The organism is Pseudomonas sp. NS1(2017), assembly GCF_002269425.1.
Classification (GTDB): Bacteria; Pseudomonadota; Gammaproteobacteria; order Pseudomonadales; family Pseudomonadaceae; genus Aquipseudomonas; species Aquipseudomonas reactans.
Map to the genome: position 1 here is coordinate 2,210,756 of NZ_CP022960.1, position 22,506 is coordinate 2,233,261.

24 protein-coding genes and 1 tRNA gene are annotated in these 22,506 nt (G+C 59.7%); 6 read left to right on the forward strand and 19 right to left on the reverse strand.

The features are described from left to right. Nucleotides 1–25: 25 nt before the first annotated feature. From CI807_RS10445 to CI807_RS10485, 9 genes are all read right to left on the reverse strand, one after another. Entirely contained in the window at nucleotides 26–949 is a 924-nt protein-coding gene (locus CI807_RS10445) for a sigma 54-interacting transcriptional regulator (RefSeq protein WP_095014620.1), read from the reverse strand. A gap of 311 nt (nucleotides 950–1,260) precedes the next feature. Next, on the reverse strand, nucleotides 1,261–2,361 hold the full coding sequence (gene ychF / locus CI807_RS10450) for a redox-regulated ATPase YchF (protein ID WP_095014621.1): 1,101 nt from the start codon (nucleotides 2,359–2,361) through the stop codon (nucleotides 1,261–1,263). 21 nt (nucleotides 2,362–2,382) lie between these two features. Then, nucleotides 2,383–2,967 (reverse strand): aminoacyl-tRNA hydrolase, encoded by a 585-nt coding sequence (pth, locus tag CI807_RS10455; RefSeq protein ID WP_010213318.1) that lies wholly within the window; start codon nucleotides 2,965–2,967, stop codon nucleotides 2,383–2,385. 167 nt (nucleotides 2,968–3,134) lie between these two features. Beyond that, a complete protein-coding gene (locus tag CI807_RS10460) occupies nucleotides 3,135–3,731 on the reverse strand; it encodes a 50S ribosomal protein L25/general stress protein Ctc (protein ID WP_016977079.1) in 597 nt (198 codons plus the stop codon). 137 nt (nucleotides 3,732–3,868) lie between these two features. Further along, nucleotides 3,869–4,810 (reverse strand): ribose-phosphate pyrophosphokinase, encoded by a 942-nt coding sequence (locus CI807_RS10465; protein ID WP_003171603.1) that lies wholly within the window; start codon nucleotides 4,808–4,810, stop codon nucleotides 3,869–3,871. 45 nt (nucleotides 4,811–4,855) lie between these two features. Beyond that, a tRNA-Gln gene (locus CI807_RS10470) sits at nucleotides 4,856–4,930 on the reverse strand. Nucleotides 4,931–4,966: 36 nt separating this feature from the next. Continuing rightward, nucleotides 4,967–5,770 (reverse strand): 4-(cytidine 5'-diphospho)-2-C-methyl-D-erythritol kinase, encoded by an 804-nt coding sequence (gene ispE / locus CI807_RS10475; protein WP_371858001.1) that lies wholly within the window; start codon nucleotides 5,768–5,770, stop codon nucleotides 4,967–4,969. A 49-nt stretch (nucleotides 5,771–5,819) separates the two neighbouring features. Then, entirely contained in the window at nucleotides 5,820–6,437 is a 618-nt protein-coding gene (lolB, locus tag CI807_RS10480) for a lipoprotein insertase outer membrane protein LolB (protein WP_095014623.1), read from the reverse strand. A gap of 4 nt (nucleotides 6,438–6,441) precedes the next feature. Then, a complete protein-coding gene (locus CI807_RS10485; RefSeq protein WP_095014624.1) occupies nucleotides 6,442–8,166 on the reverse strand; it encodes a tetratricopeptide repeat protein in 1,725 nt (574 codons plus the stop codon). Nucleotides 8,167–8,348: 182 nt separating this feature from the next. Here CI807_RS10485 and hemA point away from each other — a divergent pair, with 182 nt between their 5' ends. From hemA to CI807_RS10515, 6 genes are all read left to right on the forward strand, one after another. Beyond that, nucleotides 8,349–9,638, forward strand: a complete 1,290-nt coding sequence (hemA, locus tag CI807_RS10490; RefSeq protein ID WP_033896957.1) for a glutamyl-tRNA reductase — start codon at nucleotides 8,349–8,351, stop codon at nucleotides 9,636–9,638. Next, on the forward strand, nucleotides 9,635–10,717 hold the full coding sequence (prfA, locus tag CI807_RS10495; RefSeq protein ID WP_095014625.1) for a peptide chain release factor 1: 1,083 nt from the start codon (nucleotides 9,635–9,637) through the stop codon (nucleotides 10,715–10,717). Before hemA ends, prfA begins: the two co-directional genes overlap by 4 nt. Then, nucleotides 10,718–11,548, forward strand: coding sequence for a peptide chain release factor N(5)-glutamine methyltransferase (prmC, locus tag CI807_RS10500; RefSeq protein ID WP_095014626.1), 831 nt, complete (start codon nucleotides 10,718–10,720; stop codon nucleotides 11,546–11,548). It abuts the gene before it with no gap. Further along, nucleotides 11,542–12,297 (forward strand): molybdopterin-synthase adenylyltransferase MoeB, encoded by a 756-nt coding sequence (locus tag CI807_RS10505; RefSeq protein ID WP_095014627.1) that lies wholly within the window; start codon nucleotides 11,542–11,544, stop codon nucleotides 12,295–12,297. The genes prmC and CI807_RS10505 overlap by 7 nt, the downstream gene beginning before the upstream one ends. Further along, nucleotides 12,290–13,084, forward strand: a complete 795-nt coding sequence (gene murI / locus CI807_RS10510) for a glutamate racemase (protein ID WP_095014628.1) — start codon at nucleotides 12,290–12,292, stop codon at nucleotides 13,082–13,084. The genes CI807_RS10505 and murI overlap by 8 nt, the downstream gene beginning before the upstream one ends. Nucleotides 13,085–13,196: 112 nt before the next feature. Continuing rightward, a complete protein-coding gene (locus tag CI807_RS10515; RefSeq protein WP_095014629.1) occupies nucleotides 13,197–13,715 on the forward strand; it encodes an acyloxyacyl hydrolase in 519 nt (172 codons plus the stop codon). A 110-nt stretch (nucleotides 13,716–13,825) separates the two neighbouring features. Here CI807_RS10515 and CI807_RS10520 read toward each other — a convergent pair whose 3' ends face one another. From CI807_RS10520 to CI807_RS10565, 10 genes are read right to left on the reverse strand one after another with little or no spacing between them, the layout of a single operon-like run. Then, nucleotides 13,826–14,131 (reverse strand): YkgJ family cysteine cluster protein, encoded by a 306-nt coding sequence (locus CI807_RS10520; RefSeq protein ID WP_095014630.1) that lies wholly within the window; start codon nucleotides 14,129–14,131, stop codon nucleotides 13,826–13,828. Between the two features lie 54 nt (nucleotides 14,132–14,185). Next, entirely contained in the window at nucleotides 14,186–14,665 is a 480-nt protein-coding gene (locus CI807_RS10525; RefSeq protein ID WP_095014631.1) for a DUF2878 domain-containing protein, read from the reverse strand. Further along, a complete protein-coding gene (locus CI807_RS10530; protein WP_016977067.1) occupies nucleotides 14,658–15,929 on the reverse strand; it encodes a cyclopropane-fatty-acyl-phospholipid synthase family protein in 1,272 nt (423 codons plus the stop codon). The genes CI807_RS10525 and CI807_RS10530 overlap by 8 nt, the downstream gene beginning before the upstream one ends. Next, complete coding sequence (locus tag CI807_RS10535; RefSeq protein ID WP_095014632.1) at nucleotides 15,916–16,725, reverse strand: DUF1365 domain-containing protein; 810 nt, start codon at nucleotides 16,723–16,725, stop codon at nucleotides 15,916–15,918. Before CI807_RS10535 ends, CI807_RS10530 begins: the two co-directional genes overlap by 14 nt. Then, entirely contained in the window at nucleotides 16,722–17,969 is a 1,248-nt protein-coding gene (locus CI807_RS10540; protein WP_095014633.1) for an NAD(P)/FAD-dependent oxidoreductase, read from the reverse strand. Before CI807_RS10540 ends, CI807_RS10535 begins: the two co-directional genes overlap by 4 nt. Next, on the reverse strand, nucleotides 17,966–18,748 hold the full coding sequence (locus tag CI807_RS10545; RefSeq protein ID WP_095014634.1) for an SDR family oxidoreductase: 783 nt from the start codon (nucleotides 18,746–18,748) through the stop codon (nucleotides 17,966–17,968). Before CI807_RS10545 ends, CI807_RS10540 begins: the two co-directional genes overlap by 4 nt. Continuing rightward, nucleotides 18,745–19,167, reverse strand: coding sequence for a nuclear transport factor 2 family protein (locus CI807_RS10550; protein ID WP_095014635.1), 423 nt, complete (start codon nucleotides 19,165–19,167; stop codon nucleotides 18,745–18,747). Before CI807_RS10550 ends, CI807_RS10545 begins: the two co-directional genes overlap by 4 nt. Next, the gene (phrB, locus tag CI807_RS10555; RefSeq protein ID WP_095014636.1) at nucleotides 19,160–20,605 is read right to left on the reverse strand and encodes a deoxyribodipyrimidine photo-lyase; all 1,446 of its coding nucleotides are present in this window, start codon (nucleotides 20,603–20,605) and stop codon (nucleotides 19,160–19,162) included. Before phrB ends, CI807_RS10550 begins: the two co-directional genes overlap by 8 nt. Next, complete coding sequence (locus tag CI807_RS10560) at nucleotides 20,606–21,535, reverse strand: MerR family transcriptional regulator (protein ID WP_095014637.1); 930 nt, start codon at nucleotides 21,533–21,535, stop codon at nucleotides 20,606–20,608. Between the two features lie 3 nt (nucleotides 21,536–21,538). Beyond that, the gene (locus tag CI807_RS10565) at nucleotides 21,539–22,498 is read right to left on the reverse strand and encodes a DUF523 and DUF1722 domain-containing protein (protein WP_095014638.1); all 960 of its coding nucleotides are present in this window, start codon (nucleotides 22,496–22,498) and stop codon (nucleotides 21,539–21,541) included. Nucleotides 22,499–22,506 lie beyond the last annotated feature (8 nt).

Below are 22,506 nucleotides of genomic sequence, written 5' to 3' on the forward strand. Positions count from 1 at the left end.
GTGGCAGGTTGTAGAAACGCTAGGTTCAAGGAATAGATATATTCAGTTGTTTCATTCGGTAATACAGTGTCCGCTTGGCGACCCGTAGTGCCAGCGCAGCACTGTCAACGCAATGGTCATGGCGATACAGAGACTCTTCGATCAACGCTTTTTCGATGTGTTGCAAGCGTGTCTTCAGGCTGATTCCACTCATCTGTTGGTCATCCGCAGCGTTTGATAGCGGAGCCAGGCCCAATACGAAACGCTTGGCGGTCGAACGCAGTTCACGCACGTTACCGGGCCATGTATGGCACAAAAGCTGTTGTAACAAACCCTCAGGCGGGCAGGGGGCAGGACAATTGAAGTGATCGGCTTCCTGGCGGATCATTTCAAGGAATAATGGGACGATGCGCTCGCGTCGATCACGCAACGCGGGAAGCTGGATGTTAACGACATTCAATCTAAAGTACAGATCACGTCTGAAGGCCCCTTGCTCTACCATTTTATGCAACGCATGCTGTGCTGATGCGATGACTCGCATGTCTACCGGGATGAAACGGGTCGAGCCCAAGCGCTCCACTCCGCGAGACTCAAGCACCCGAAGCAGTTTGGCTTGCAGGACCAGTGGCATACTGTCGATCTCGTCGAGATAGAGAGTACCCAAGTGGGCGGCTTCGACAAAACCGGCCCGCGATTGCATGGCGCCGGTAAAAGCGCCGCTGTTGACGCCGAACAACTGGCTTTCTGCAAGGCTCTCCGGGATGGCGGCGCAGTTGACAGCAACAAAATTACCCCGTCGTCCCGACAGACGATGAACCCTTTGGGCCAAAGTATCCTTGCCCGTGCCGGTTTCTCCCAGTAATAAAATGTCAATATTGAGCGGCGCAGTTCTGGCAAGTGTATTTTCAGTGTCTTGGCCTTCGATGAATGAAGTATCCATTTCAGTTTCCCTGTGGCAGATGGCCGACATCGAATGAGTACTCATTGTTATTATTACACTAATAAGTAAAGTGTAGGCAAGGGCTGGTAAATAGCGATTAAGTTATAAAAAATCTCAGCTGAAATTAAAGTGGTTTTCTTCCGGTGATGTGTAGGAAAAGTTAAATTGTTTTCCTGGATTACGTTGTCGTTATGTTATGTGTTGTTATTTGGGTTTTGGATGTAGGAGTAATCAATATCGATCTGCGATTTTGATGTAAGCGTTTTTTGACTTAATGACACCCACAAAAAAGCCGATGCAGTGCATCGGCTTTTTTTGTTGGTAGAAACCGCGTGAAATACTTACACGTTGAAGCGGAAATGCATCACATCGCCGTCTTTCACGATGTATTCCTTGCCTTCCAGGCGCCACTTACCGGCTTCCTTGGCGCCCGCTTCACCCTTGAACTGGATGAAGTCGTTGTAGGCGATCACTTCGGCGCGAATAAAGCCTTTTTCGAAGTCGGTGTGGATCACGCCAGCGGCCTGTGGCGCGGTAGCACCGACCTTGACGGTCCAGGCGCGGACTTCTTCAACGCCGGCGGTGAAGTAGGTCTGCAGGTTGAGCATTTCGTAGCCGGCGCGGATTACGCGGTTCAGGCCAGGCTCTTCCAGGCCCAGGGCCTCAAGGAACATGTCTTTTTCTTCGCCGTCATCCAGTTCGGCGATTTCCGCTTCGATCTTGTTGCACACCGGCACCACGATCGCGCCTTCTTCTTCGGCGATGGCCTTGACCACGTCCAGCAGCGGGTTGTTTTCGAAGCCGTCTTCAGCGACGTTGGCGATGTACATCACAGGCTTGGTGGTCAGCAGGTGGAAGCCTTTGATCACGGCCTTTTCGTCAACGCCCATGTTCTTCATCAGGCTGCGTGCGGGCTTGCCTTCGGTGAAGTGAGCAATCAACTGCTCCAGCAGGCCTTTCTGGACCACGGCGTCCTTGTCACCACCTTTGGCGTTGCGCGCGACTTTCTGCAGTTGTTTCTCGCAGCTGTCGAGGTCGGCGAAGATCAGTTCCAGGTCGATGATCTCGATGTCGCGTTTCGGGTCGACACTGTTGGAGACGTGAATCACGTTCTCGTCTTCAAAGCAGCGGACCACATGGGCGATGGCATCGGTTTCACGGATGTTGGCCAGGAACTTGTTGCCCAGGCCTTCACCTTTCGACGCGCCGGCGACCAGGCCCGCGATGTCGACGAATTCCATGGTGGTCGGCAAGATGCGTTTTGGATTGACGATGGCCGCCAGGGCGTCCAGGCGTGGATCCGGCATCGGCACGATACCGCTGTTGGGCTCGATGGTGCAGAAGGGGAAGTTCTCCGCTGCAATACCGGACTTGGTCAAGGCGTTGAACAGGGTGGATTTGCCGACGTTGGGCAGGCCGACGATGCCGCAATTGAATCCCATGGTGTTTCCCCTCGGTAAGAGTCAGGCCTTCTGGCTGTGCAGGTTTTTCATCGCGCGGTTCCATTCACCGGCGAAGATATCCGGCAGCACGCCGAGGGCAAAGTCGATGCTGGCATCGAGTTTTTCCTGTTCGGCGCGTGGCGCACGACCCAGGACGAAATTTGAAACCATACTGGCAACGCCTGGGTGGCCAATGCCGAGCCGCAGACGGTAGAAATTATTCTGATTGCCCAACTGCGCAATGATGTCGCGCAGGCCATTGTGCCCACCATGCCCGCCGCCGAGCTTGAGCTTGGCAACACCGGGTGGCAGGTCCAGTTCGTCATGGGCCACCAGGATTTCCTCGGGTTTGATCCGGAAGAACCCCGCAAGCGCCGCGACAGCCTGGCCGCTGCGGTTCATGTAGGTGGTGGGAATCAGCAGACGAACATCCTGACCCTGATGCGAGAAGCGCCCGGTCAGGCCAAAATACTTGCGATCGGCCACCAGGTTCACACCTTGGGCGTGGGCGATGCGCTCAACAAAAAGGGCCCCCGCGTTATGCCGGGTCTGTTCGTATTCGGCGCCTGGATTTCCCAGGCCAACGATCAGTTTAATGGCAGTCACGACAGGGGCCCTTCCTTTGGAGTTGTGGATAACATCGCCGCAACCGGTGTGCGGCGAAAGTGGACGACAGAAGCTATTTACTCAAGAGTAAACGCCGCGTTATCGCCCGCTTTCTCGCTACGTTCCGGTCCGCGATGTTTCCTCAAGCTCCGGCAATACAGAGTGAATTACTCTGCAGCGCCTTCTTCAGCTTCTGGAGCAACACGTGGAGCGTGAACGTTGGCAACCGCTTTGTCATCACCGTGAGCCAGTGCAACAAACTCAACGCCTTTAGGGGCTTTGAGGTCGGACAGGTGGATGATCGCGCCAACTTCAGCAGCCGACAGGTCGACTTCGATGAACTCAGGCAGGTCTTTCGGCAGGCAGGTCACTTCGATTTCGTTCACAACGTGAGAAATCTCGCCGCCTTTCTTGATCGGTGCTTCTTCACCGATGAAGTGCACAGGCACGATAGCGGTCAGTTTCTGGCCGGCTACAACGCGAACGAAGTCAGCGTGCATGATGAACTGCTTGGACGGGTGACGCTGCATCGCTTTAACGATGACGTTCTGCTTGGTGCCGTCGACGTTCAGCTCGATAACGTGGCTGTAGGCAGCTTCGTTTTCGAACAGCTTGGCGATTTCCTTGGCCAGGATGGTCACGGATTCAGCAGCTTTGTTACCACCGTATACAACGGCTGGGATGTTGGCGGCGTGACGCAGGCGGCGGCTCGCACCTTTCCCCAGGTCAGTACGCGCTTGAGCGTTCAGAGTAAAGTCAGTCATTTTGTATCTCCAAAATAGCCATCATCGAGGGGCGTTTGCGACCAGCGCCGTACTCGACATGGGCAAAAAAGCCCCGCCCCAACAGAATGTCGGGGCGGGGCGCTTTTCGTCAGTGAGATGTGCCGAAGGTTTGACCCTTAGCGGAACATCGCGCTGATCGATTCTTCATTGCTGATGCGGCGGACCGCCTCGGCAACGACCGGTGCGATATCCAGTTGACGGATACGCGCACAGGCTTGAGCGGCGGCGGACAACGGGATGGTGTTTGTCACCACCAGTTCGTCCAACACGGAATTCTCGATGTTCTCGATCGCTCGGCCCGACAGCACAGGGTGTGTGCAGTAGGCGAAGACTTTAGCCGCACCGTGCTCTTTCAAGGCTTTCGCCGCGTGGCACAGGGTGCCGGCGGTGTCGACCATGTCATCAACCAGAATACAGGTACGCCCTTCGACATCACCGATGATATGCATCACTTCAGAGTGATTGGCTTTCTCACGGCGTTTGTCGATGATCCCGAGGTCCACGCCCAGGGATTTGGCAACAGCCCGTGCACGCACGACGCCACCAATGTCCGGGGACACGATCATCAGGTTTTCAAAGCGCTGGTCTTCGATGTCATCCACCAGAACTGGGGAGCCGTAGATGTTATCTACCGGAATATCGAAGAACCCCTGGATTTGGTCAGCGTGCAGGTCAACCGTGAGAACACGGTCGATACCTACCACGGTCAGCATGTCAGCGACGACTTTCGCGCTGATAGCCACACGTGCGGAACGCGGACGGCGATCCTGACGGGCATAACCAAAGTAAGGGATTACAGCTGTGATTCGAGTCGCTGAGGAGCGGCGGAAGGCATCAGCCATCACGACGAGTTCCATCAGGTTATCGTTGGTCGGAGCGCAAGTCGGCTGAATAATGAAGACGTCTTTACCGCGAACGTTTTCATTGATCTCGGCTGTAATTTCACCGTCGGAAAATTTACCGACAGAGATGTCACCGAGAGGGATATGCAGCTGACGTACGACACGCCGAGCCAGATCGGGGTTAGCATTCCCCGTAAAGACCATCATCTTGGACACGCGCAGTACCTAGAGGCTGAGGGTAACCTGGATGAGTATAGAAAATGGCAGGGGCGGCTGGATTCGAACCAACGCATGGCAGGATCAAAACCTGCTGCCTTACCGCTTGGCGACGCCCCTGTATCTGTTGCAACGAGTGCCTAACACTCGGTTCCTTTAGAGCAGACTTTGCAGCTTGCGATGCAACATCGAAACGTTGCTTCCCTTTGCTACAAACCCTGTAAGGGTCTCTGTAAGAAGGGCCGAGACTTTATCAGCTTCAGCTTTGCTTGGGAAGCCCCCAAACACACAACTTCCAGTTCCGGTTAATTTTGCTTCGGTAAATTTACCTAACAAATTCAAAGCGTTACGTACCTCTGGATAACGCCTTGCTACAACCGGTAAGCAGTCATTTCGACTGTTTCCCTTGGGAACGGGGCGCACTTTAATGGGAGAAGAGTTACGTGTCAACAACGGATCTGAAAAAATTTCTGCTGTACTTACAGATACTTGCGGCACAAGCACGACATACCAAGGCTCTTCGGGGTATTCCGGGCTGAGTTTCTCCCCCACGCCCTCGGCGAAAGCCGCATGCCCACGCACGAAAACCGGCACGTCGGCGCCCAGTGTCAGGCCCAGCGCGGCCAGGCGATCATCGTCCCAACCCAGTTGCCACAAGCGATTCAGGCCCAGCAATGTGGTCGCGGCATTTGAGCTGCCGCCGCCGATACCACCGCCCATGGGCAAGATTTTATCGATCCAGATATCGATGCCTAGCCGGCATCCGGATTGTTCCTGAAGTTTTTTTGCCGCCTTCACGATCAGGTTGCTGTCGTGAGGCACGCCTTCGAATTCGGTATGCAGCTTGATCACGCCATCGTCGCGCACGGCGAAGGTCAGTTCATCGCCGTAGTCGAGAAATTGAAACAGCGTCTGCAGTTCGTGGTAGCCATCTTCACGGCGACCGAGGATGTGCAGCATCAGATTGAGTTTGGCCGGGGAGGGCAGGGTCAGTGTTTGTACAGTCACGTTATTGCCCCAGTTTGCGCGGTTGCCAGTCCTTGATCACCAGCGTGACGTCAAGGTCGGGGCCGTGCAGCTTGATGCGCTCAGGCAGCGAATAACCGCTTTGCTCTACGTAACTCAAATACTCGACCTGCCAGCCATCCTGTTCCAACGTGGCCAGGCGGCTGTCGCCATTGAGGCTCAGACGACTCTTGCTGTCGGGGGCGGGAAGGCCGCGTACCCACCAGACCAGATGAGACACCGGCAGCTTCCAGCCAATCTGCTCTTCCAGCAGCGCTTCCGGCGAGGTCGCTGCATAACGCCCCTGATTGGCCACTTCGAGGCTGACTTGCCCCGGGCGACCGGTCAGGCGTGCCGCGCCACGGCCCAGCGGGCCGGACAGGCGGATATCGTAGTAATCCTGGCGTTGCAGCCAGAACAAGGTGCCGCTGCCGGAATCTTTCGGCGCGCGAACCCCGACTTTGCCTTCGATTTGCCAGCCGTCGATGCTGCTGAGCTGATCTTTATGCTGCTTCCATTGCGCCGGGTTGCCCTGGCCTTCAACGGATTCGCGGCTACCTATGCCCGCGCAACCGGCGAGCAGGGCGATGAAGCTGAAAATAACAACGTGGCGCAAGAACATAAGCTTAAAGGGTCTCGGATCCGGTCAGGCGCTTGATGGTGCCGCGCAGGATGGGGCTTTCGGGTTGTTCCTTAAGGAATTTTTCCCAGATCTGGCGTGCTTCGCGCTGTTTGCCATTGGCCCACAGCACTTCGCCCAGGTGAGCGGCGACTTCCTGGTCGGGGAAGCGCTCCAGCGCCTGGCGCAGCAAGCGTTCCGCTTCGTCCAGGTTGCCCAGGCGGTAATTCACCCAGCCCAGGCTGTCGAGTACGGCCGGGTCTTCCGGGTTGAGCTTGTGGGCTTGTTCGATCAACACCTTGGCTTCGTCATAACGCGTGGTGCGGTCGGACAAGGTGTAACCCAAGGCGTTGAGGGCCATGGCGTTATCGGGGTCGCGCTTGATGATCAGGCGCAGGTCTTTTTCCATTTGCGCCAGGTCATTGCGTTTTTCCGCCTGCATGGCGCGGGTATACAGCAGGTTCAAATCGTCGGGGAATTGCAACAAGGCTTGTTGCAGCAGTTTCCAGGCACGTTCACCCTGATTGTTGGCCGACAAGGTCTCAGCCTGGATCAGGTACAGCTGGATTGCATAGTCCGGCTCGGCGTCGCGCGCAGCGGCCAGGCGTTTTTCCGCCTCGTCGGTGCGACCGTTGCTCATCAGGATATCGGCCTGGCGCAACTGGGCCGGCAGGTAGTCATTGCCTGGGCCGACCTGGGCGTATTCGAGCAGGGCGGCCTGCGGGTCGTTGCGCTCCTCGGCGATACGGCCAAGGTTCAGGTGCGCCGAATCCACATGGCTTTCGCGCTGGATCAGCTCTTCCAGGTAACCCTTGGCCTCATCCCAGGCCTTGGCTTCCAGGCACACCAGTGCCAGGGAGTAGCGCAATTCGTCATCGTCCGGGTATTGCTGGACCAGGCTGGCGAACTGCACTTTGGCGTCCTCCATGCGATCTTGCTCGACCAGCATGCGCGCGTAGGTCAGGCGCAGGCGCTTGTCTTCCGGATACTTCTTGATGCTTTTTTCCAGCAGCGGAATCGCTTCCTTGCCGCGATTGAGGTTCTGCAGCAGGCGCGCGCGCAGCAGGATCGGGGCGATTTCGCCTTCTTCGGGCGGATTCTGCTCGAGCAGCTTCAGCGCTGCATCGGCTTCGTCATCCTGTTGCAGCAGCAAGGCCTTGCCGAAAATCAGTTGGCTGTTCTTCGGGTGTTTTTGCAGCAGGCGGTCGAAGCTCTTCATTAAACCATTGCGCGTGTCCTGGTCAGTGTCGGCCGCCGACAACGCGAGAAAGTCGAAATGGGTGTCACCCTTGCCCTGCAGGACCTTTTCCATATAGACCATGGAGTCGTCATAGCGCCCGGCGCGTGCCAACTGTACGGCTGCCGCCCGCTGGGCTTCCAGGTCGTCCGGTGCGTTCTTCGCCCAGATCAGCGAAGAGTCCAGCGCAGCCTGGTCGGCGCCCAGGTACTCGGCGATGCGGAACGCGCGCTCGGATATCCCCGGATCCTGGGTGTTGATGGCCTGGGTCACGTAGTTGTCCAACGCAATGTCGAAACGATTGCGCTGGCCGGCGAGTTCCGCGGTCAGCAGGCTGTACACCGTTTCTTCACTGAACGAGGAGTAAACCTTGGGCTTTTCAGGGGCGGGGGTGCTGTCTTCCACCGGCGGCGTACCGTCCGGCGACACGGGTGCCATGGCCTGGCAGCCGCTGAGGAAGACAAAAGCAAGGAGCAACGCGGAAGATCTATTCATATAGGAAGAGGACGACTAACCTGCGGTCGGATCATCATGACACAAGCCTTCGGCCAAACATAACCGAGTCTCAATGGGGGCCTTTATAGACACAAGGCATTAGGACAATAGCTTACGGTGGTTGTTCTGAATCTTTCGAAGTAGGACAATTGTCGGCTCCCCGACATCATCAGCGATATTGAATGGCCTTCCTCGCACTCGGTATTAACCACAAGACTGCCTCCGTAGACGTGCGCGAGCGCGTGGCGTTCACGCCAGAGCAGTTGGTTGAGGCCCTGCAGCAGCTCTGCCGGCTCACCGACAGTCGCGAAGCTGCGATCCTTTCGACCTGCAATCGCAGCGAGCTTTATATAGAGCAGGAACATCTTTCAGCGGATGTCGTACTGCGCTGGCTTGCCGATTACCACCATTTGGACCTCGACGACCTGCGCGCGAGCGCTTACGTGCACGAAGAGGATGCGGCAGTTCGTCACATGATGCGTGTGGCGTCCGGTCTCGATTCGCTGGTGTTGGGCGAACCGCAAATCCTCGGTCAGATGAAATCCGCCTACGCCGTGGCGCGTGAGGCCGGCACCGTCGGCCCGCTGCTGGGCCGGCTGTTCCAGGCGACGTTCAATTCCGCCAAGCAAGTGCGCACCGATACGGCCATCGGCGAAAACCCGGTGTCCGTGGCGTTTGCTGCCGTCAGCCTGGCCAAGCAGATTTTCAGTGACTTGCAACGCAGCCAAGCCTTGTTGATCGGCGCCGGCGAGACCATCACGCTGGTCGCCCGCCACCTGCATGACCTGGGCGTGAAGCGCATTGTTGTCGCCAACCGTACCCTGGAGCGGGCGAGCATCCTCGCCGAGCAGTTCGGTGCGCATGCCGTGTTGCTGGCGGATATCCCGGCCGAACTGGTGCGCAGCGATATCGTCATCAGCTCCACCGCCAGCCAGTTGCCGATCCTGGGCAAGGGCGCGGTCGAGAGCGCATTGAAGCTGCGCAAACACAAGCCGATCTTTATGGTGGATATCGCCGTTCCCCGGGATATCGAACCCGAAGTCGGCGAGTTGGACGACGTTTACCTCTATAGCGTCGACGATCTGCACGAAGTGGTCGCCGAAAACCTCAAGAGCCGCCAGGGCGCTGCCCAGGCGGCCGAAGAGATGGTCAGCACCGGTGCCGAAGATTTCATGGTGCGCCTGCGTGAATTGGCGGCGGTGGATGTGCTCAAGGCGTATCGTCAGCAGGGCGAACGCCTGCGCGACGAGGAGTTGATCAAGGCCCAGCGCTTGCTGGCCAACGGCAGCAGTGCCGAAGAAGTGTTGATGCAACTGGCGCGTGGTCTTACCAACAAGTTGCTCCACGCGCCCAGCGTACAATTGAAAAAGCTTACCGCCGAAGGCCGCCTCGATGCGCTGGCCATGGCCCAGGAACTCTTTGCCCTCGGTGAGGGCGCGTCAGATAGCTCTTCGGATAAAAAACCGCAATGAAAGCGTCACTGCTCAATAAACTGGACGTGCTCCAGGACCGTTTCGAAGAACTGACCGCCCTGCTCGGCGATGGCGAAGTCATCTCTGATCAGGCCAAATTCCGTACGTATTCCAAGGAATACGCGGAAGTTGAGCCGATTGTGACCACCTATGGGCAGTGGCTTAAAACCCAGGCCGACCTTGAAGGCGCCCAGGCGCTGCTCAAGGATAGCGACCCGGACATGCGTGAAATGGCCGTGGAAGAAGTCCGCGAAGCCAAGGAAAAGCTGGCTGCGCTGGAAGGCGACCTGCAACGCATGCTGCTGCCGAAGGACCCGAACGACGGGCGCAACGTGTTCCTCGAAATCCGTGCCGGCACTGGCGGCGACGAAGCGGCGATCTTCTCCGGCGACCTGTTCCGCATGTATTCGCGGTATGCCGAGCGTCGCGGTTGGCGCGTAGAAATCCTGTCCGAGAACGAAGGCGAGCACGGCGGCTATAAAGAAGTCATCGCGCGGGTTGAAGGCGATAACGTCTACGGCAAGCTCAAGTTCGAGTCCGGTGCGCACCGTGTACAACGCGTGCCGGCGACCGAGTCCCAGGGTCGTATCCATACCTCGGCGTGCACCGTGGCCGTGCTGCCCGAGCCGGACGAGCAGGAAGCCATCGAGATCAACCCGGCCGACTTGCGCGTCGACACCTACCGCTCGTCGGGCGCTGGCGGTCAGCACGTCAACAAGACCGACTCCGCCATCCGCATCACTCACTTGCCGTCGGGCATCGTGGTGGAGTGCCAGGAAGAGCGTTCCCAGCACAAGAACCGTGCGCGGGCCATGTCCTGGCTGTCGGCCAAGCTCAACGACCAGCAGACCAGCGCCGCCGCCAACGCGATTGCCAGCGAGCGCAAACTGTTGGTCGGCTCGGGCGACCGCTCCGAGCGCATCCGCACCTACAACTTTGCCCAGGGCCGGGTCACCGACCACCGGGTCAACCTCACGCTTTACTCCCTGGACGAGATTCTTGCCGGTGGCGTAGACGCCGTGATCGAGCCGTTGCTCGCCGAATACCAGGCGGATCAACTCGCGGCGATAGGTGAATAAATGACCATCATCGCCAGCCTGCTGCGCGCCGCTGACCTTCCGGATTCGCCCACCGCGCGTCTGGATGCCGAATTGTTGCTGGCGGCGGCCCTGGGCAAGTCGCGCAGCTACTTGCACACCTGGCCCGAGAAAATCGTCACCAGTGAAGATGCGCTGACTTTTGCCGGCTACCTGCAACGTCGTCGTGGCGGTGAGCCGGTGGCGTATATCCTCGGCCAGCAGGGTTTCTGGAAGCTGGACCTGGAGGTCGCGCCCCACACGCTGATCCCGCGTCCGGACACTGAATTGCTGGTGGAAGCTGCCTTGGAATTGTTACCGGCCACGCCCGCCACGGTCCTCGACCTGGGCACCGGCAGCGGCGCCATCGCCCTGGCCCTGGCCAGCGAGCGCCCGGCCTGGCACGTCACCGCCGTCGACCGTGTGCTGGAAGCGGTGGCCTTGGCCGAGCGCAATCGTCAAAGGCTGCACCTCAATAACGCGACGGTGCTGAACAGCCATTGGTTCAGCGCGCTGCAAGGTCATACCTATGACCTGATCATCAGTAATCCGCCGTACATTGCCGCCAACGATCCGCACCTGGTGGCGGGCGATGTGCGCTTTGAGCCAGCCAGTGCATTGGTGGCTGGCCATGACGGGCTGGACGACTTGCGCTTGATCATCAAAGAAGCCCCCTCTCACCTGAATGCGGGTGGTCGGCTGCTGTTGGAGCATGGCTACGACCAGGCTCCGGCTGTGCGCGACTTGCTGGTGAGTGCAGGCTTTGAAGACGTGCACAGCCGCATCGACCTCGGCGGCCACGAGCGCATCACCCTGGGACGCCGGCCGTGCTGACCGATCAGGAGCTGTTGCGCTATAGCCGACAGATTCTGTTGCAGCATGTCGACATCGACGGCCAATTGCGCCTGAAACATGGCCGTGCCTTGATCGTCGGTCTCGGTGGCCTGGGCGCGCCCGTTGCGCTGTACCTGGCGGCGGCGGGCGTGGGCGAACTGCATCTGGCGGACTTCGACACTGTCGACCTGACCAACCTGCAACGCCAGATCATCCATGACACCGACAGTGTCGGGCAGACAAAGGTCGACTCGGCCCTGCGCCGCCTGGCCGCCATCAACCCCGAGATCAAACTGATCGCCCATCGCTGCGCGCTGGATGCCGACACACTGGCAGCAGCGGTCGAAGCGGTGGACGTGGTGCTTGATTGCAGCGACAACTTCTCCACCCGCGAAGCGGTCAACGCGGCTTGCGTCGCGGCCGGCAAACCTTTGGTCAGCGGTGCGGCGATTCGCCTTGAAGGGCAACTGTCGGTGTTCGACCCGCGCCGTGAAGAGAGCCCGTGCTACCACTGTTTATACGGGCACGGCAGCGACACCGAACTCACCTGCAGCGAAGCCGGCGTGGTCGGCCCGCTGGTAGGGCTGGTCGGCAGCCTGCAAGCCCTGGAAGCATTGAAACTGCTGGCCGGTTTCGGTGAGCCGCTGGTGGGCCGCCTGTTGCTGATCGATGCCTTGACCACACGCTTTCGCGAGTTGCGCGTCAAACGTGACCCCGGTTGCAGCGTGTGCGGGACGCAACATGGATAAGGGCGCACCGATCGGTGTGTTCGACTCCGGTATCGGCGGATTGACCGTGTTGGAGGAAATCCAGCAACTGCTGCCCCACGAATCACTGCTGTACGTGGCCGATTGCGGGCACATCCCCTACGGCGAGAAAAGCCCGGCATTTATTCTTGAACGCTCGCGGCGGGTGGCGGCGTTTTTCCGGGAGCAGGGCGCCAAGGCGTTCGTGATTGCCTGTAATACCGCCACCGTCGCCGCTGTCGCCGATCTGCGCCTGGATTTTCCTGATTGGCCGTTGGTGGGCATGGAGCCAGCCGTCAAGCCCGCAGCCGCCGCTACTCGCAGTGGCGTCGTCGGGGTGCTTGCCACCACCGGCACGCTGCAAAGCGCCAAGTTCGCCGCCTTGCTCGACCGCTTCGCCACGGATGTGAAGGTTATCACCCAGCCGTGCCCTGGCCTGGTCGAGCTGATAGAAAGCGGTGACCTGACCAGCACAGCCCTGCGCCAATTGCTGCAGGGATATATCGAACCGCTGCTCAGTGCCGGTTGCGACACCATCATCCTCGGCTGCACCCACTATCCCTTCCTCAAGCCACTCCTGGCACAGATGCTGCCCCCCAGCATCATTCTCATCGACACCGGCGCCGCCGTCGCTCGTCAGCTCAAGCGTTTGCTGGGCGAGCGCGACCTGCTGGCGGCCGGCAATCCTGAACCCGCGCAGTTCTGGACCAGTGGCGATGTGTATCACCTAAGAAATATCCTACCGACACTATGGAAATATCCGGGCGTTGTGCGAAGCTTCGCTTCGTGAAAAATTCGTGAAATACCGGCGTTATAAGCTGGAACTTCTGACTACGCGCCAGCTTCTATAGCGAGATTGCCTGTAAAAAATCCTATAACTTCGTTTGGAAAGGATGTTTCTTATGAAGCGCTTGTTCTGTTTGGCCGCGATTGCGGCCGCTGTAGTGGGGCACTCTGTTTCGGCACAGGCCGCTGGCCTGGAGCTCGGTGTGGGGAGCACCAGCGATTCGACCATGACTTACCGGCTGGGGCTGACCTCGGACTGGGACAAAAGCTGGTGGCAGAGCGATACCGGTCGATTGACCGGCTACTGGAGCGGCGCCTACACCTATTGGGACGGTGACAAGCGCTCCAGCGTCAGCAGCCTGTCGTTCTCGCCGGTGTTTGTGTATGAGTTTGCCGGGGAGAAGGTCAAGCCGTACATCGAAGCCGGGATTGGCGTGGCGGTGTTCTCGCGCACCAAAGTGGAAGACAACAACATCGGCCAGGCCTTCCAGTTCGAAGACCGTCTAGGGGTCGGCCTGCGCTTCGCGGGTGGGCATGAAGTGGGTATTCGTGCCACGCATTATTCCAACGCGGGCATCAGCAGCAATAACGATGGGGTCGAGAGTTACTCGGTGCACTACACCCTACCGCTCTAAACACACACCTAACTGTAGGAGCCGGCTTGCCGGCGATAGCGGCCTTGAGACTTATAGTGCTCTCAAGGATCTCATCGCCGGCAAGCCGGCTCCTACAGGATGTAATTCAATCAGCGGTAGGCCGTGGCAATCCCCTGGCGCTCTTCCAAACACTCCGGCGCCCCCATCTCGAACTCCCGGCAGATCAGCGGCCGTCGCTCGTAGATCGTGCACATCATCGAGTCCCGATCCAGCGCCGCGCACCAGCCGTCGTCCAGGCGCAGCATCACTTCGCCGCCCCAGTCATCGGTGTCGATATAGCGCTCCGGCACGCCGGTGTCGGTGATCAGCATGACTTCCAGTTGGCAGCAGCAAGCCGCGCAGGTCGAGCAGGTGACCGAGGGTTCGGTGATTTGGGTGTGGGGGATGTTAGTCATAGGCGCGCAGTGTAAGGCAAGCGGGTGACGCAGGTGTGAAACGACTGACAGACGTCAGCGCGCCAGCCGATGCAACCCTACAAACACCACGGCCCACAGCAGCGTCAGTAAGGCCATCGTGGGTGTGAGGCCGAAACCGAACTGCACGCCAGCCAATTGGCTACCGGCATAGTAAGAGAGCGGGCCGCCCACTGCGCCGAGTAGAGCCGCACGCCACCAGGGACGCGCGCTCCAGGCCAGGCAATGGCGCAACGTGGTCGCCAGCAACGCCCATAACAGGATCAGCCACAAAGGAATCAGCGGGCCCGGTTCATTGAAATGAAACACACCCAGCGTGCGCAGTGCCGTATCCAGCAGTGTGCCCACTACCGTTACGCGGAGGATCAGCCTGCCGTCTTCAGCCCATGAACTTATCCACAGCAGATGAATGGCGAGTACGGCCAGCCCTACCAGTAGCCACACGCTGTCACCGCCGAGTACGCAAGCAAACCAACCGCACTGAAACAGCACGGCGTTGGCCAGCGTCTTAAGCACTGAAGCGTCCGAGTAGCGGCGGGTTGATCGCGGACGGCTTGGCCAGCAGCAATTGCGCGGTGCCGATGGTGCGTTCCATAAAACCACCTTCGCAGTAGCACAGGTAAAACTCCCACAGCCGCAGGAAGTATTCGTCGTAGCCCAACTCAGCAAGGCGGCCGTGGGCGCGGCGAAAGTTTTCATGCCACAGGCGCAAGGTCCGCGCGTAATGCAGGCCGAAGTCTTCCATGTGCAACAGGTTCATATCGGTGTCGCGGCTGACGACCTGTAGCATCTTTTGCACACAGGGCAGGGCGCCGCCCGGGAAGATGTAGCGCTGGATAAAGTCGACGTTGGTTTTCGCCTGTTCGTAGCGCTGATCGCGAATGGTGATGGCTTGCAGCAGCATCAAGCCGTCGCTCTTGAGCAGGTGCGCGCACTGTTTAAAGTAGGTTGGCAGAAAGCGATGGCCCACCGCCTCGATCATTTCGATCGACACCAGCTTGTCGTACTGGCCGGTGAGGTCGCGGTAGTCCTGCAACAGCAGCGTGACCTGATCTTGCAAGCCCAAGGCGGCGATGCGTTTTTCGGTGTAGGCGAACTGCTCCTTGGACAAGGTCGTGGTGGTGACTTTGCAGCCATAATGCTGCGCGGCGTACAGCGCCATGCTGCCCCAGCCGGTGCCGATTTCCAGCAGGTGATCGCTGGGCTTGAGCGCCAACTTCTGGCAGATGCGTTCCAGTTTGTTCAGTTGCGCCTGTTCCAAAGTGTCGTCGGCGGTCAGGAATTGCGCCGCCGAGTACATCATGGTCGGGTCGAGGAACTCTTCGAACAGGTCATTGCCCAGGTCGTAGTGGGCGGCGATGTTTTTCTGCGAACCCTTGCGTGTATTGCGATTGAGCCAGTGCAGGCCCTGGGTGAAGGGACGGGCCAGGCGAGCGAGGCCGCCTTCCATTGCGTCGAGCACATCGAGGTTGCTGACCATCACGCGCACCACCGCCGTGAGGTCCGGGCTGCTCCAGTAACCGTGGATAAATGCCTCGCCGGCACCGATGGAACCGTTGGCCGCCACCAGGCCCCACACGGCCGAATCGAGGATCTGGATTTCGCCCAGCAGGTGCGCTTCGCGTGCGCCGAAGACTTGCCGCTCGCCGTCTTCGATCACCACCAACTGACCATGGCGCAATTGGCTGAGTTGACGCAGCACGGCCTTGCGCAGCAGCGCGGCGGTCATGCCGTTGACGTTCAGGCGATGGGTCTTGACCGATAAGCTAGGGGATTTCATGGCGGCGATCCTTGGTGTACCCGACTGCAGTGCGAGAGGCGCCATCGGCGGCCCGGTGGGAAAAAATCGGTGTGCGTTTGAGCAACAGGCGCAAGGCCTGCCAATAGATCGCGAGACACGTCTTGGCGGTCATCCACGGAAAGCGCCATAGGTAGCGGTGCAGGCTGGCGCGGCTGAGCGTCTCTTTTTGCAGGCTCAAGGTGGCGTCGAAGACTTTCAATTCGCCCTGCCAGTCGGCCATGTGCACGCCGAGTTTGGCGGCGGGCGGGCTGAAGCTCATGCGGTATTCCAAGTCGCGCGGCAAGAACGGCGACACATGGAAGGCCTTGGCCACGGCGAAATGCTGGTGTTCATCCGCGCCCAAAGCCTGGGCCGGCAGCACGTAGTGATAACGCTCGCGCCACGGGGTGTTGGTCACTTCACACAGGATCGCGGCCAGACGTCCGTCGGCCTCGAAGCAGTAGAAGAAACTCACGGGGTTAAAAGCCAGGCCCCAACTGCGGGCCTGGGTCAGTAGGCAGATAACGCCCCGGGGTGTACGCCCCAGTGCCTTGCCGACTTCCTGGCGCACGGCATCGCTCAAGCTGATGCCGGTGCGCGTCAATTCACGCAGATAGTCCTGCTGGCGAAAACCGAAGGGCGCCAGGCGGCTACGCCCGGCCAGGGGCGAAAGGCCAAGCACTTCGTGTTCTTCGCTCAAATCCAGGTACAGCAAGCCGATGCGGTAGCGAAAGGCATGGGCCTTGGGCGCAAACCGGCGATGGGCAATCCAGCCGCTGTACAGGGCGCTGTTCACAGGGTTTCCCCAAAGGCTTGGGCCACGTGTAGCGCGCTGACCACGCCGTCTTCGTGAAAACCATTGGCCCAGTACGCGCCGCAATAAAAGGTATTGCGCACGCCGGATATTTCTTCCCGACGCCCTTGAGCTGCCACCGCCGCCAGGCTGTATTGCGGGTGGGCGTAGGTGTAGCGGGCAAGCACCTTCAGCGGGTTGATCATTGGCGTCTGGTTGAGGCTGACGCAAAAGGTGGTGGCGCTGTCGATGCCTTGCAGGATGTTCATGTCATAGGTGACTGCCGCCTGCTTCTGCGCAGTGCCGCTGAGCCGGTAGTTCCAGCTGGCCCAGGCCAGTTTGCGATCGGGCAGCAGGCGGGTGTCAGTGTGCAGCACCACGTCGTTGTCGGCGTAGGGCAGGGCACTCAGGATGTCTTGTTCGGCCTGGCTCGGGTCGGCCAATAACGCCAGGGCCTGGTCGCTGTGGCAGGCGAAGACCACGCGATCGAATGCCTCACTGCCGGCCAGGCTGTGGATAACCACGCCGTCGTCGCTGCGCTCGACGTTATGCACAGGGCAATTGAGGCGGATCTGTTCACGAAAGCTGCGGGTCAGCGGTTCGATGTAGCGGCTGGACCCCCCCTCGATCACGCACCATTGTGGGCGGTTGTTCACCGACAGCAAACCGTGGTTCTTGAAGAAACGCACGAAGAACTGCAAGGGGAAACCCAGCATGTCGGCCAGCGACATCGACCAGATCGCCGCGCCCATCGGTACGATGTAATGGCGGATAAACCGCTCGCCGTAACCGTTGGCGTCGAGGTAGTCGCCCAGCGTCATCTCGGCGCTGATGCGCTGTTCCTGCAGGTCTAGCGGCGCCTGTCGATTGAAACGCAAGATGTCACGCAGCATGCCCCAGAACCCCGGCGACAAAATATTGCGACGCTGGGCAAACAAGCTGTTGAGGTTATTGCCGTTGTATTCGAGCCGAGTGTGCTCGTCGCACACCGAAAAGCTCATCTCGGTAGGTTTAAACGTCACCCCGATCTGCCCCAGCAGGCGGATGAAGTTAGGGTAGGTCCAGTCGTTGAATACGATGAAGCCCGTATCCACCGCATAGCTTTTACCCTCGACAGTCACGTTGACCGTGTGGGTATGCCCGCCGATGCGGTCGCCCGCTTCGAACAGCGTGATCTCATGCTGGCGGCTGAGCAGGTAGGCACTGGTCAGCCCTGCGATGCCGCTGCCGATGATGGCGATCTTCACAGGTCGTCCTTCTTCGGCGGCGGGCTGCGCAACATGCGTTTGCCGATGGCCAGTTGCGCGCGGTTCGGCAGTTTCGACAGTGGCCAGAGAGCGGCGATGAACAACGCGGGAAAGGCAATCTCAAGCGGACGCTTTTCCAGTTTATTGAAGATATGTTTGGCGGCTTTGTCCGCCGGCCAACTGAGTGGCATCGGGAAATCATTGCGTTCGGTCAACGGCGTGTCGACAAAACCCGGACTGATCACCGTGACGTCGATGTTTTCCGTCGACAGGCTGATGCGCAAGGATTCGAACAGGTAGCGCAGGCCGGCCTTCGACGCGCCGTAGGCTTCGGCGCGGGGCATCGGCAGGTAGGTCACGGCGCTGGCGACACCCACCAAGTGCGGCGTTTGCCCGGCGCGTAACAACGGAAGGGCGGCTTCGATGCAATAACTGCTGGCCAGCAGGTTGGTGCGCACGACGTGCTCGATGATTGACGAATCAAACTGCCGCGCGTCCACGTACTCACAGGTGCCGGCATTGAGGATCACGGTGTCCAGCGAACCCCAGACCACCCCGATATGTTCGCCGATCTCGCGCACGGTCTGGCTGTTGGTCAGGTCGCCCGCCACCACCAGCACCTGGCCGGGATACCGTTGCGCGAGCGCCTCCAGAGGCCCTTTGGTGCGGGAACTCAGCGCTACATGGGCGCCGCTGTTGAGCAACTCCACGGCCAGCGCGGCTCCGATGCCACTGCTGGCGCCGGTCAGCCAATAACGGCGGGGCACTGTGCTGCTCATCCCATTCTCCTTTTCAGCCAACTGATCACGCTGCCCAGCACGGGCAAATGTTCGTACAGCAGGGCACCGGCATCGAAGTAATCCCGATGGCGGTACACCTTGTCACGCCACATCAGGTGCGAACAGCCTTCCACACGGATGACGTTGCCGCCCGCGAGGCGTGGGTGGCAGAAACTCATTTTCCAGCGCAGGTAACCTTCGCCTTCGGCCACCTGGTCGAAGCCGTGGAAGTCGAAGCGCAGTTGGCTGACATTGCTGTACAGCTCTGCGAAGTAACGGTGCATGGCGGGCAGTCCGTGGACTTCGTGCAGCGGATCGGCAAAGGCGATGTCCGGGCTGTACAGGCTGTCGAGCAAATGCAGGTTGTGTTTGTCCAGCGTGGCAAAGGCCTGGGCGAAGCGGCGCAGGAAGTCACTCATGTTCGCCCCCGACAGCTTGGCGCGAAGGCAGGCTGCGGAAGGCGGCCAGGGCGCGTTCGCGGGACTTCTTCAGGTCGACAATTGAGCGCGGGTAGTCGGCCACGCCAGACAAACCACCGACGGCTTCGGGGTTGTGCACTTCTTTCTTATTCAGTGCGGCCAACTCCGGCAGCCAGTGCTTGATGAAAATGCCCTCGTTGTCGAACTTCTCCGACTGGCTCAACGGGCTGAAAATCCGGAAGTACGGCGCCGAGTCGGTGCCGGTGGATGAGCTCCACTGCCAGCCACCGTTATTGGCGGCGAGGTCGCCATCGATCAGGTGGCGCATGAAGAAACGCTCACCTTCGCGCCAGTCGATCAGCAGGTTCTTGGTCAGGAACATCGCCACCACCATGCGCAGGCGGTTGTGCATCCAGCCGGTTTCCAGCAGTTGGCGCATGGCCGCGTCGATGATCGGCAGGCCGGTGCGCGCTTCCTGCCAGGCAGCGAGGTCCTTGGGCGCATTGCGCCAAGCCACGGCTTCGGTTTCGGGGCGGAACGCACGATGGCGCGACACACGTGGATAACCCACCAGGATATGTTTGTAGAACTCGCGCCACAGCAGTTCGTTGATCCAGGTGATGGCGCCCATATCCCCGCTTTCAAACTCGCCGCCGTTGGTTTGCAGCGCGGCATGCAGGCACTGGCGAGGCGAAACCACGCCCGCCGCAAGGTAGGCGGAGAGCTGGCTGGTACCGGGCTTGGCGGGGAAGTCGCGCTCGTCCTTGTAATAGCTGATTTGTTGATCGGCAAAGGCGTCGAGGCGACGTCGTGCTTCGTCTTCACCGGCAGGCCAGAGGGCGCGCAGTGCTTCGCTGGGTGGTTCGAAACCATCGACCGTGTTCGGGACGGGATCGCTTTTGAACTTGATCGGTGCCTGGGCTTTCGGTGCTGCGACCGTGCGCGGCAGAGCGCTGTGCAGGCGGGTGTAGCAGACCTTGCGGAACTGGCTGAACACCTGGAAGTACGTGCCGGTCTTGGTCAATACGCTGCCGGGCTGGAAGAACAATTGGTCGAGGTAGCTGTGGAAGGTCACGCCTCCAGCTTCCAAGGCCTTGGACACGGCGGCGTCCCGGCGACTTTCGTGGATGCCGTATTCCTCGTTGACGTGGACTGACTCCACCGACAGTTCGCGGCACAGTTTGCTCAATACGTCGGGCGCCTGATCCCAGGCGGCCGCAGTGCGAATCAGCAGGGGAATGTTCAGCGCGCCCAGCGTCTTGCTCAGCTCTTGAAGGTTGCGCAGCCAGAAGTCCACTTTGCACGGCGCATCGTCATGGTCCAGCCATTGCTGCGGCGTGATCAGGTACACGGCCGCCAGCGGGCCTCGCTGGCTCGCGGCGGCCAGGGCAGTGTTGTCGTGTAGGCGCAGGTCGGTGCGCAGCCAGATCAAATGCATTTAAACGAGTCCACGCTGGATCAGTAGCTGGTGGGCCGACAACAGGTCTTCGGCGACGAACAAATCAGGAATGTCTTGGGTTAATACGGTCAACTCGGCCTGATGGATGCATACCGTTGGTCCGACTATCAATTTTGGGCAACTGACGCCACTCAAAAGTTTTGCGAAAGCCGACAGGTGGAGCGCCTTGCTCGAATACAGCAGCACTGCGCGCGGTTGCAGGTGTTCCACTGCCAGGGCCAGTTCACCAGCGGGCAGCGGCCAGTCAAATACTTCCACCGGGCAGTCGGCACTGCTGGCGAGCCAGGCGCTAAGCCACAGGTGCGGCTCCAGGGGCAGGTCGGACTGGTTGACCAACAGCAACGGCGCGCCATGCAGCTGACGGTTGTTGTGATAGATGCGCGCACCAAACTTGCTGCGCAGCCAGGACAGGAAAAACACCCGCTCCATCTGCGCACCGAACTGGCCTTGCCAACGTTGTTCCAGCTCCTGCAGCAGTGGCAACAACAGTTGCTCGCACAGGGTGCGCGGCGGGTACAGCGCCATGGCTTGGTTGAAGGCGTCATCCACCCGGCGTTCGGCCAATTCGCTGATGGCTTGCACCAGGGTCTGGCGCAGGGTGTGCCATTCGTTTTCAACGACATCGGGAACAGTGAGCGCTGAGTCGATCAGGCCTTTGACCTGACTCACCGGCACGCCGCGATTGAGCCAGGTGAGGATGGTGTGGATACGTTGTACATGTTCGGCGCTGAACAACCGATGACCTTTGGGCGTGCGTTGGGGCACGATCAGGCCATAACGGCGTTCCCACGCGCGCAGGGTCACGGCGTTGACGCCGGTCTGGCGCGCCACTTCGCGGATCGGCAGCCAGCCGGCTTCGAGGGCTTGGGCGATGTCTTCGCCGGGTTCGTCTTGCAGGGCAGCTTTCATGGTCTAGATCGCATTTCGCAGGCTGAGGTTTTCCGGGTGCGGTTGCAGGTAGGCCTGCTGCGCGATGTAGCGGTCCGGGTGTTGGCGAAAGTGGTGCTTGAGCAGGGTGAGCGGTACCACCAGCGGCACAATGCCTTGGCGGTACTGGCCGATGACGGTCTGCATTTCCTGCTTGTCGTCGGCACTGATGACTTGTTTGAGGTAACCGCTGATGTGTTGCAACACGTTGGTATGGGTGCCACGGGTGGCGCATTGGCTCAGGCCGGTCATCAGGTCGCTGAAGTAACAGGCGGCCAGTTCATCGAGGTGGGTCTCTTTGGTCATGCTGCCCAGCAGGTGCCCGAGGCTTTTGTAGTGCGCCGGGCTGTGGGCCATCAACAGGTATTTATAGCGTGAATGAAAGGCCAGCAGCCGGTGGCGGGTCAGGCCTTCGGTCAGCAGCAGCTGCCAATCGGCGTAGACGAAGACGCGGGTCAGGAAGTTTTCCCGCAGCACCGGGTCATTCAATCGACCGTCTTCTTCCACCGGCAGATTGGGGTGACGCGCACAAAACGCCTGGGCGTAGATACCACGCCCGCCGCCGTCGACCGGGGTGCCGTTGTCGCGGTACACCTTGACCCGTTCCAGGCCGCACGACGGCGACTTTTGCATGAAGATGTAGCCGCACAGGTCGGTGTGTTCCGACGCCATCTGCTGCCCGTAATCGTCCAGCGGCTGGGTGACGTTCAGTTCGTGGTGCACCGTGCCAACGGCTTGCGGATGGGCCGGGTCGCCCACCAGGCGGATCGGTTCGCGGGGAATGCCCAGGCCAATAGCGACCTCGGGGCACAGCGGCACAAAGTCGAAATAGTCGGCGAGGGTCTGGCTGCACAGCAGGGATTGTTTATGGCCGCCGTTGAAGCGCACGTTCTCGCCCAATAGGCAGGCGCTGATGGCGATCTTCGGTTTGGTGGTGCTGGACATAAGCGAAC

Coding starts and splice junctions, on each gene's coding strand:
- CI807_RS10550 (WP_095014635.1), bottom strand. CDS start 19,167: ATGAGTGACTTCCTGCGCCGCTTCGCCCAGGCCTTTGCCACGCTGGAC.
- CI807_RS10530 (WP_016977067.1), bottom strand. CDS start 15,929: ATGAAATCCCCTAGCTTATCGGTCAAGACCCATCGCCTGAACGTCAAC.
- CI807_RS10520 (WP_095014630.1), bottom strand. CDS start 14,131: ATGACTAACATCCCCCACACCCAAATCACCGAACCCTCGGTCACCTGC.
- prfA (WP_095014625.1), top strand. CDS start 9,635: ATGAAAGCGTCACTGCTCAATAAACTGGACGTGCTCCAGGACCGTTTC.
- CI807_RS10485 (WP_095014624.1), bottom strand. CDS start 8,166: ATGAATAGATCTTCCGCGTTGCTCCTTGCTTTTGTCTTCCTCAGCGGC.
- ispE (WP_371858001.1), bottom strand. CDS start 5,770: ATGCTGCACATCCTCGGTCGCCGTGAAGATGGCTACCACGAACTGCAG.
- murI (WP_095014628.1), top strand. CDS start 12,290: ATGGATAAGGGCGCACCGATCGGTGTGTTCGACTCCGGTATCGGCGGA.
- phrB (WP_095014636.1), bottom strand. CDS start 20,605: ATGCATTTGATCTGGCTGCGCACCGACCTGCGCCTACACGACAACACT.
- CI807_RS10460 (WP_016977079.1), bottom strand. CDS start 3,731: ATGACTGACTTTACTCTGAACGCTCAAGCGCGTACTGACCTGGGGAAA.
- hemA (WP_033896957.1), top strand. CDS start 8,349: ATGGCCTTCCTCGCACTCGGTATTAACCACAAGACTGCCTCCGTAGAC.
- CI807_RS10515 (WP_095014629.1), top strand. CDS start 13,197: ATGAAGCGCTTGTTCTGTTTGGCCGCGATTGCGGCCGCTGTAGTGGGG.
- CI807_RS10545 (WP_095014634.1), bottom strand. CDS start 18,748: ATGAGCAGCACAGTGCCCCGCCGTTATTGGCTGACCGGCGCCAGCAGT.
- CI807_RS10445 (WP_095014620.1), bottom strand. CDS start 949: ATGTCGGCCATCTGCCACAGGGAAACTGAAATGGATACTTCATTCATC.
- CI807_RS10565 (WP_095014638.1), bottom strand. CDS start 22,498: ATGTCCAGCACCACCAAACCGAAGATCGCCATCAGCGCCTGCCTATTG.
- prmC (WP_095014626.1), top strand. CDS start 10,718: ATGACCATCATCGCCAGCCTGCTGCGCGCCGCTGACCTTCCGGATTCG.
- lolB (WP_095014623.1), bottom strand. CDS start 6,437: ATGTTCTTGCGCCACGTTGTTATTTTCAGCTTCATCGCCCTGCTCGCC.
- CI807_RS10560 (WP_095014637.1), bottom strand. CDS start 21,535: ATGAAAGCTGCCCTGCAAGACGAACCCGGCGAAGACATCGCCCAAGCC.
- ychF (WP_095014621.1), bottom strand. CDS start 2,361: ATGGGATTCAATTGCGGCATCGTCGGCCTGCCCAACGTCGGCAAATCC.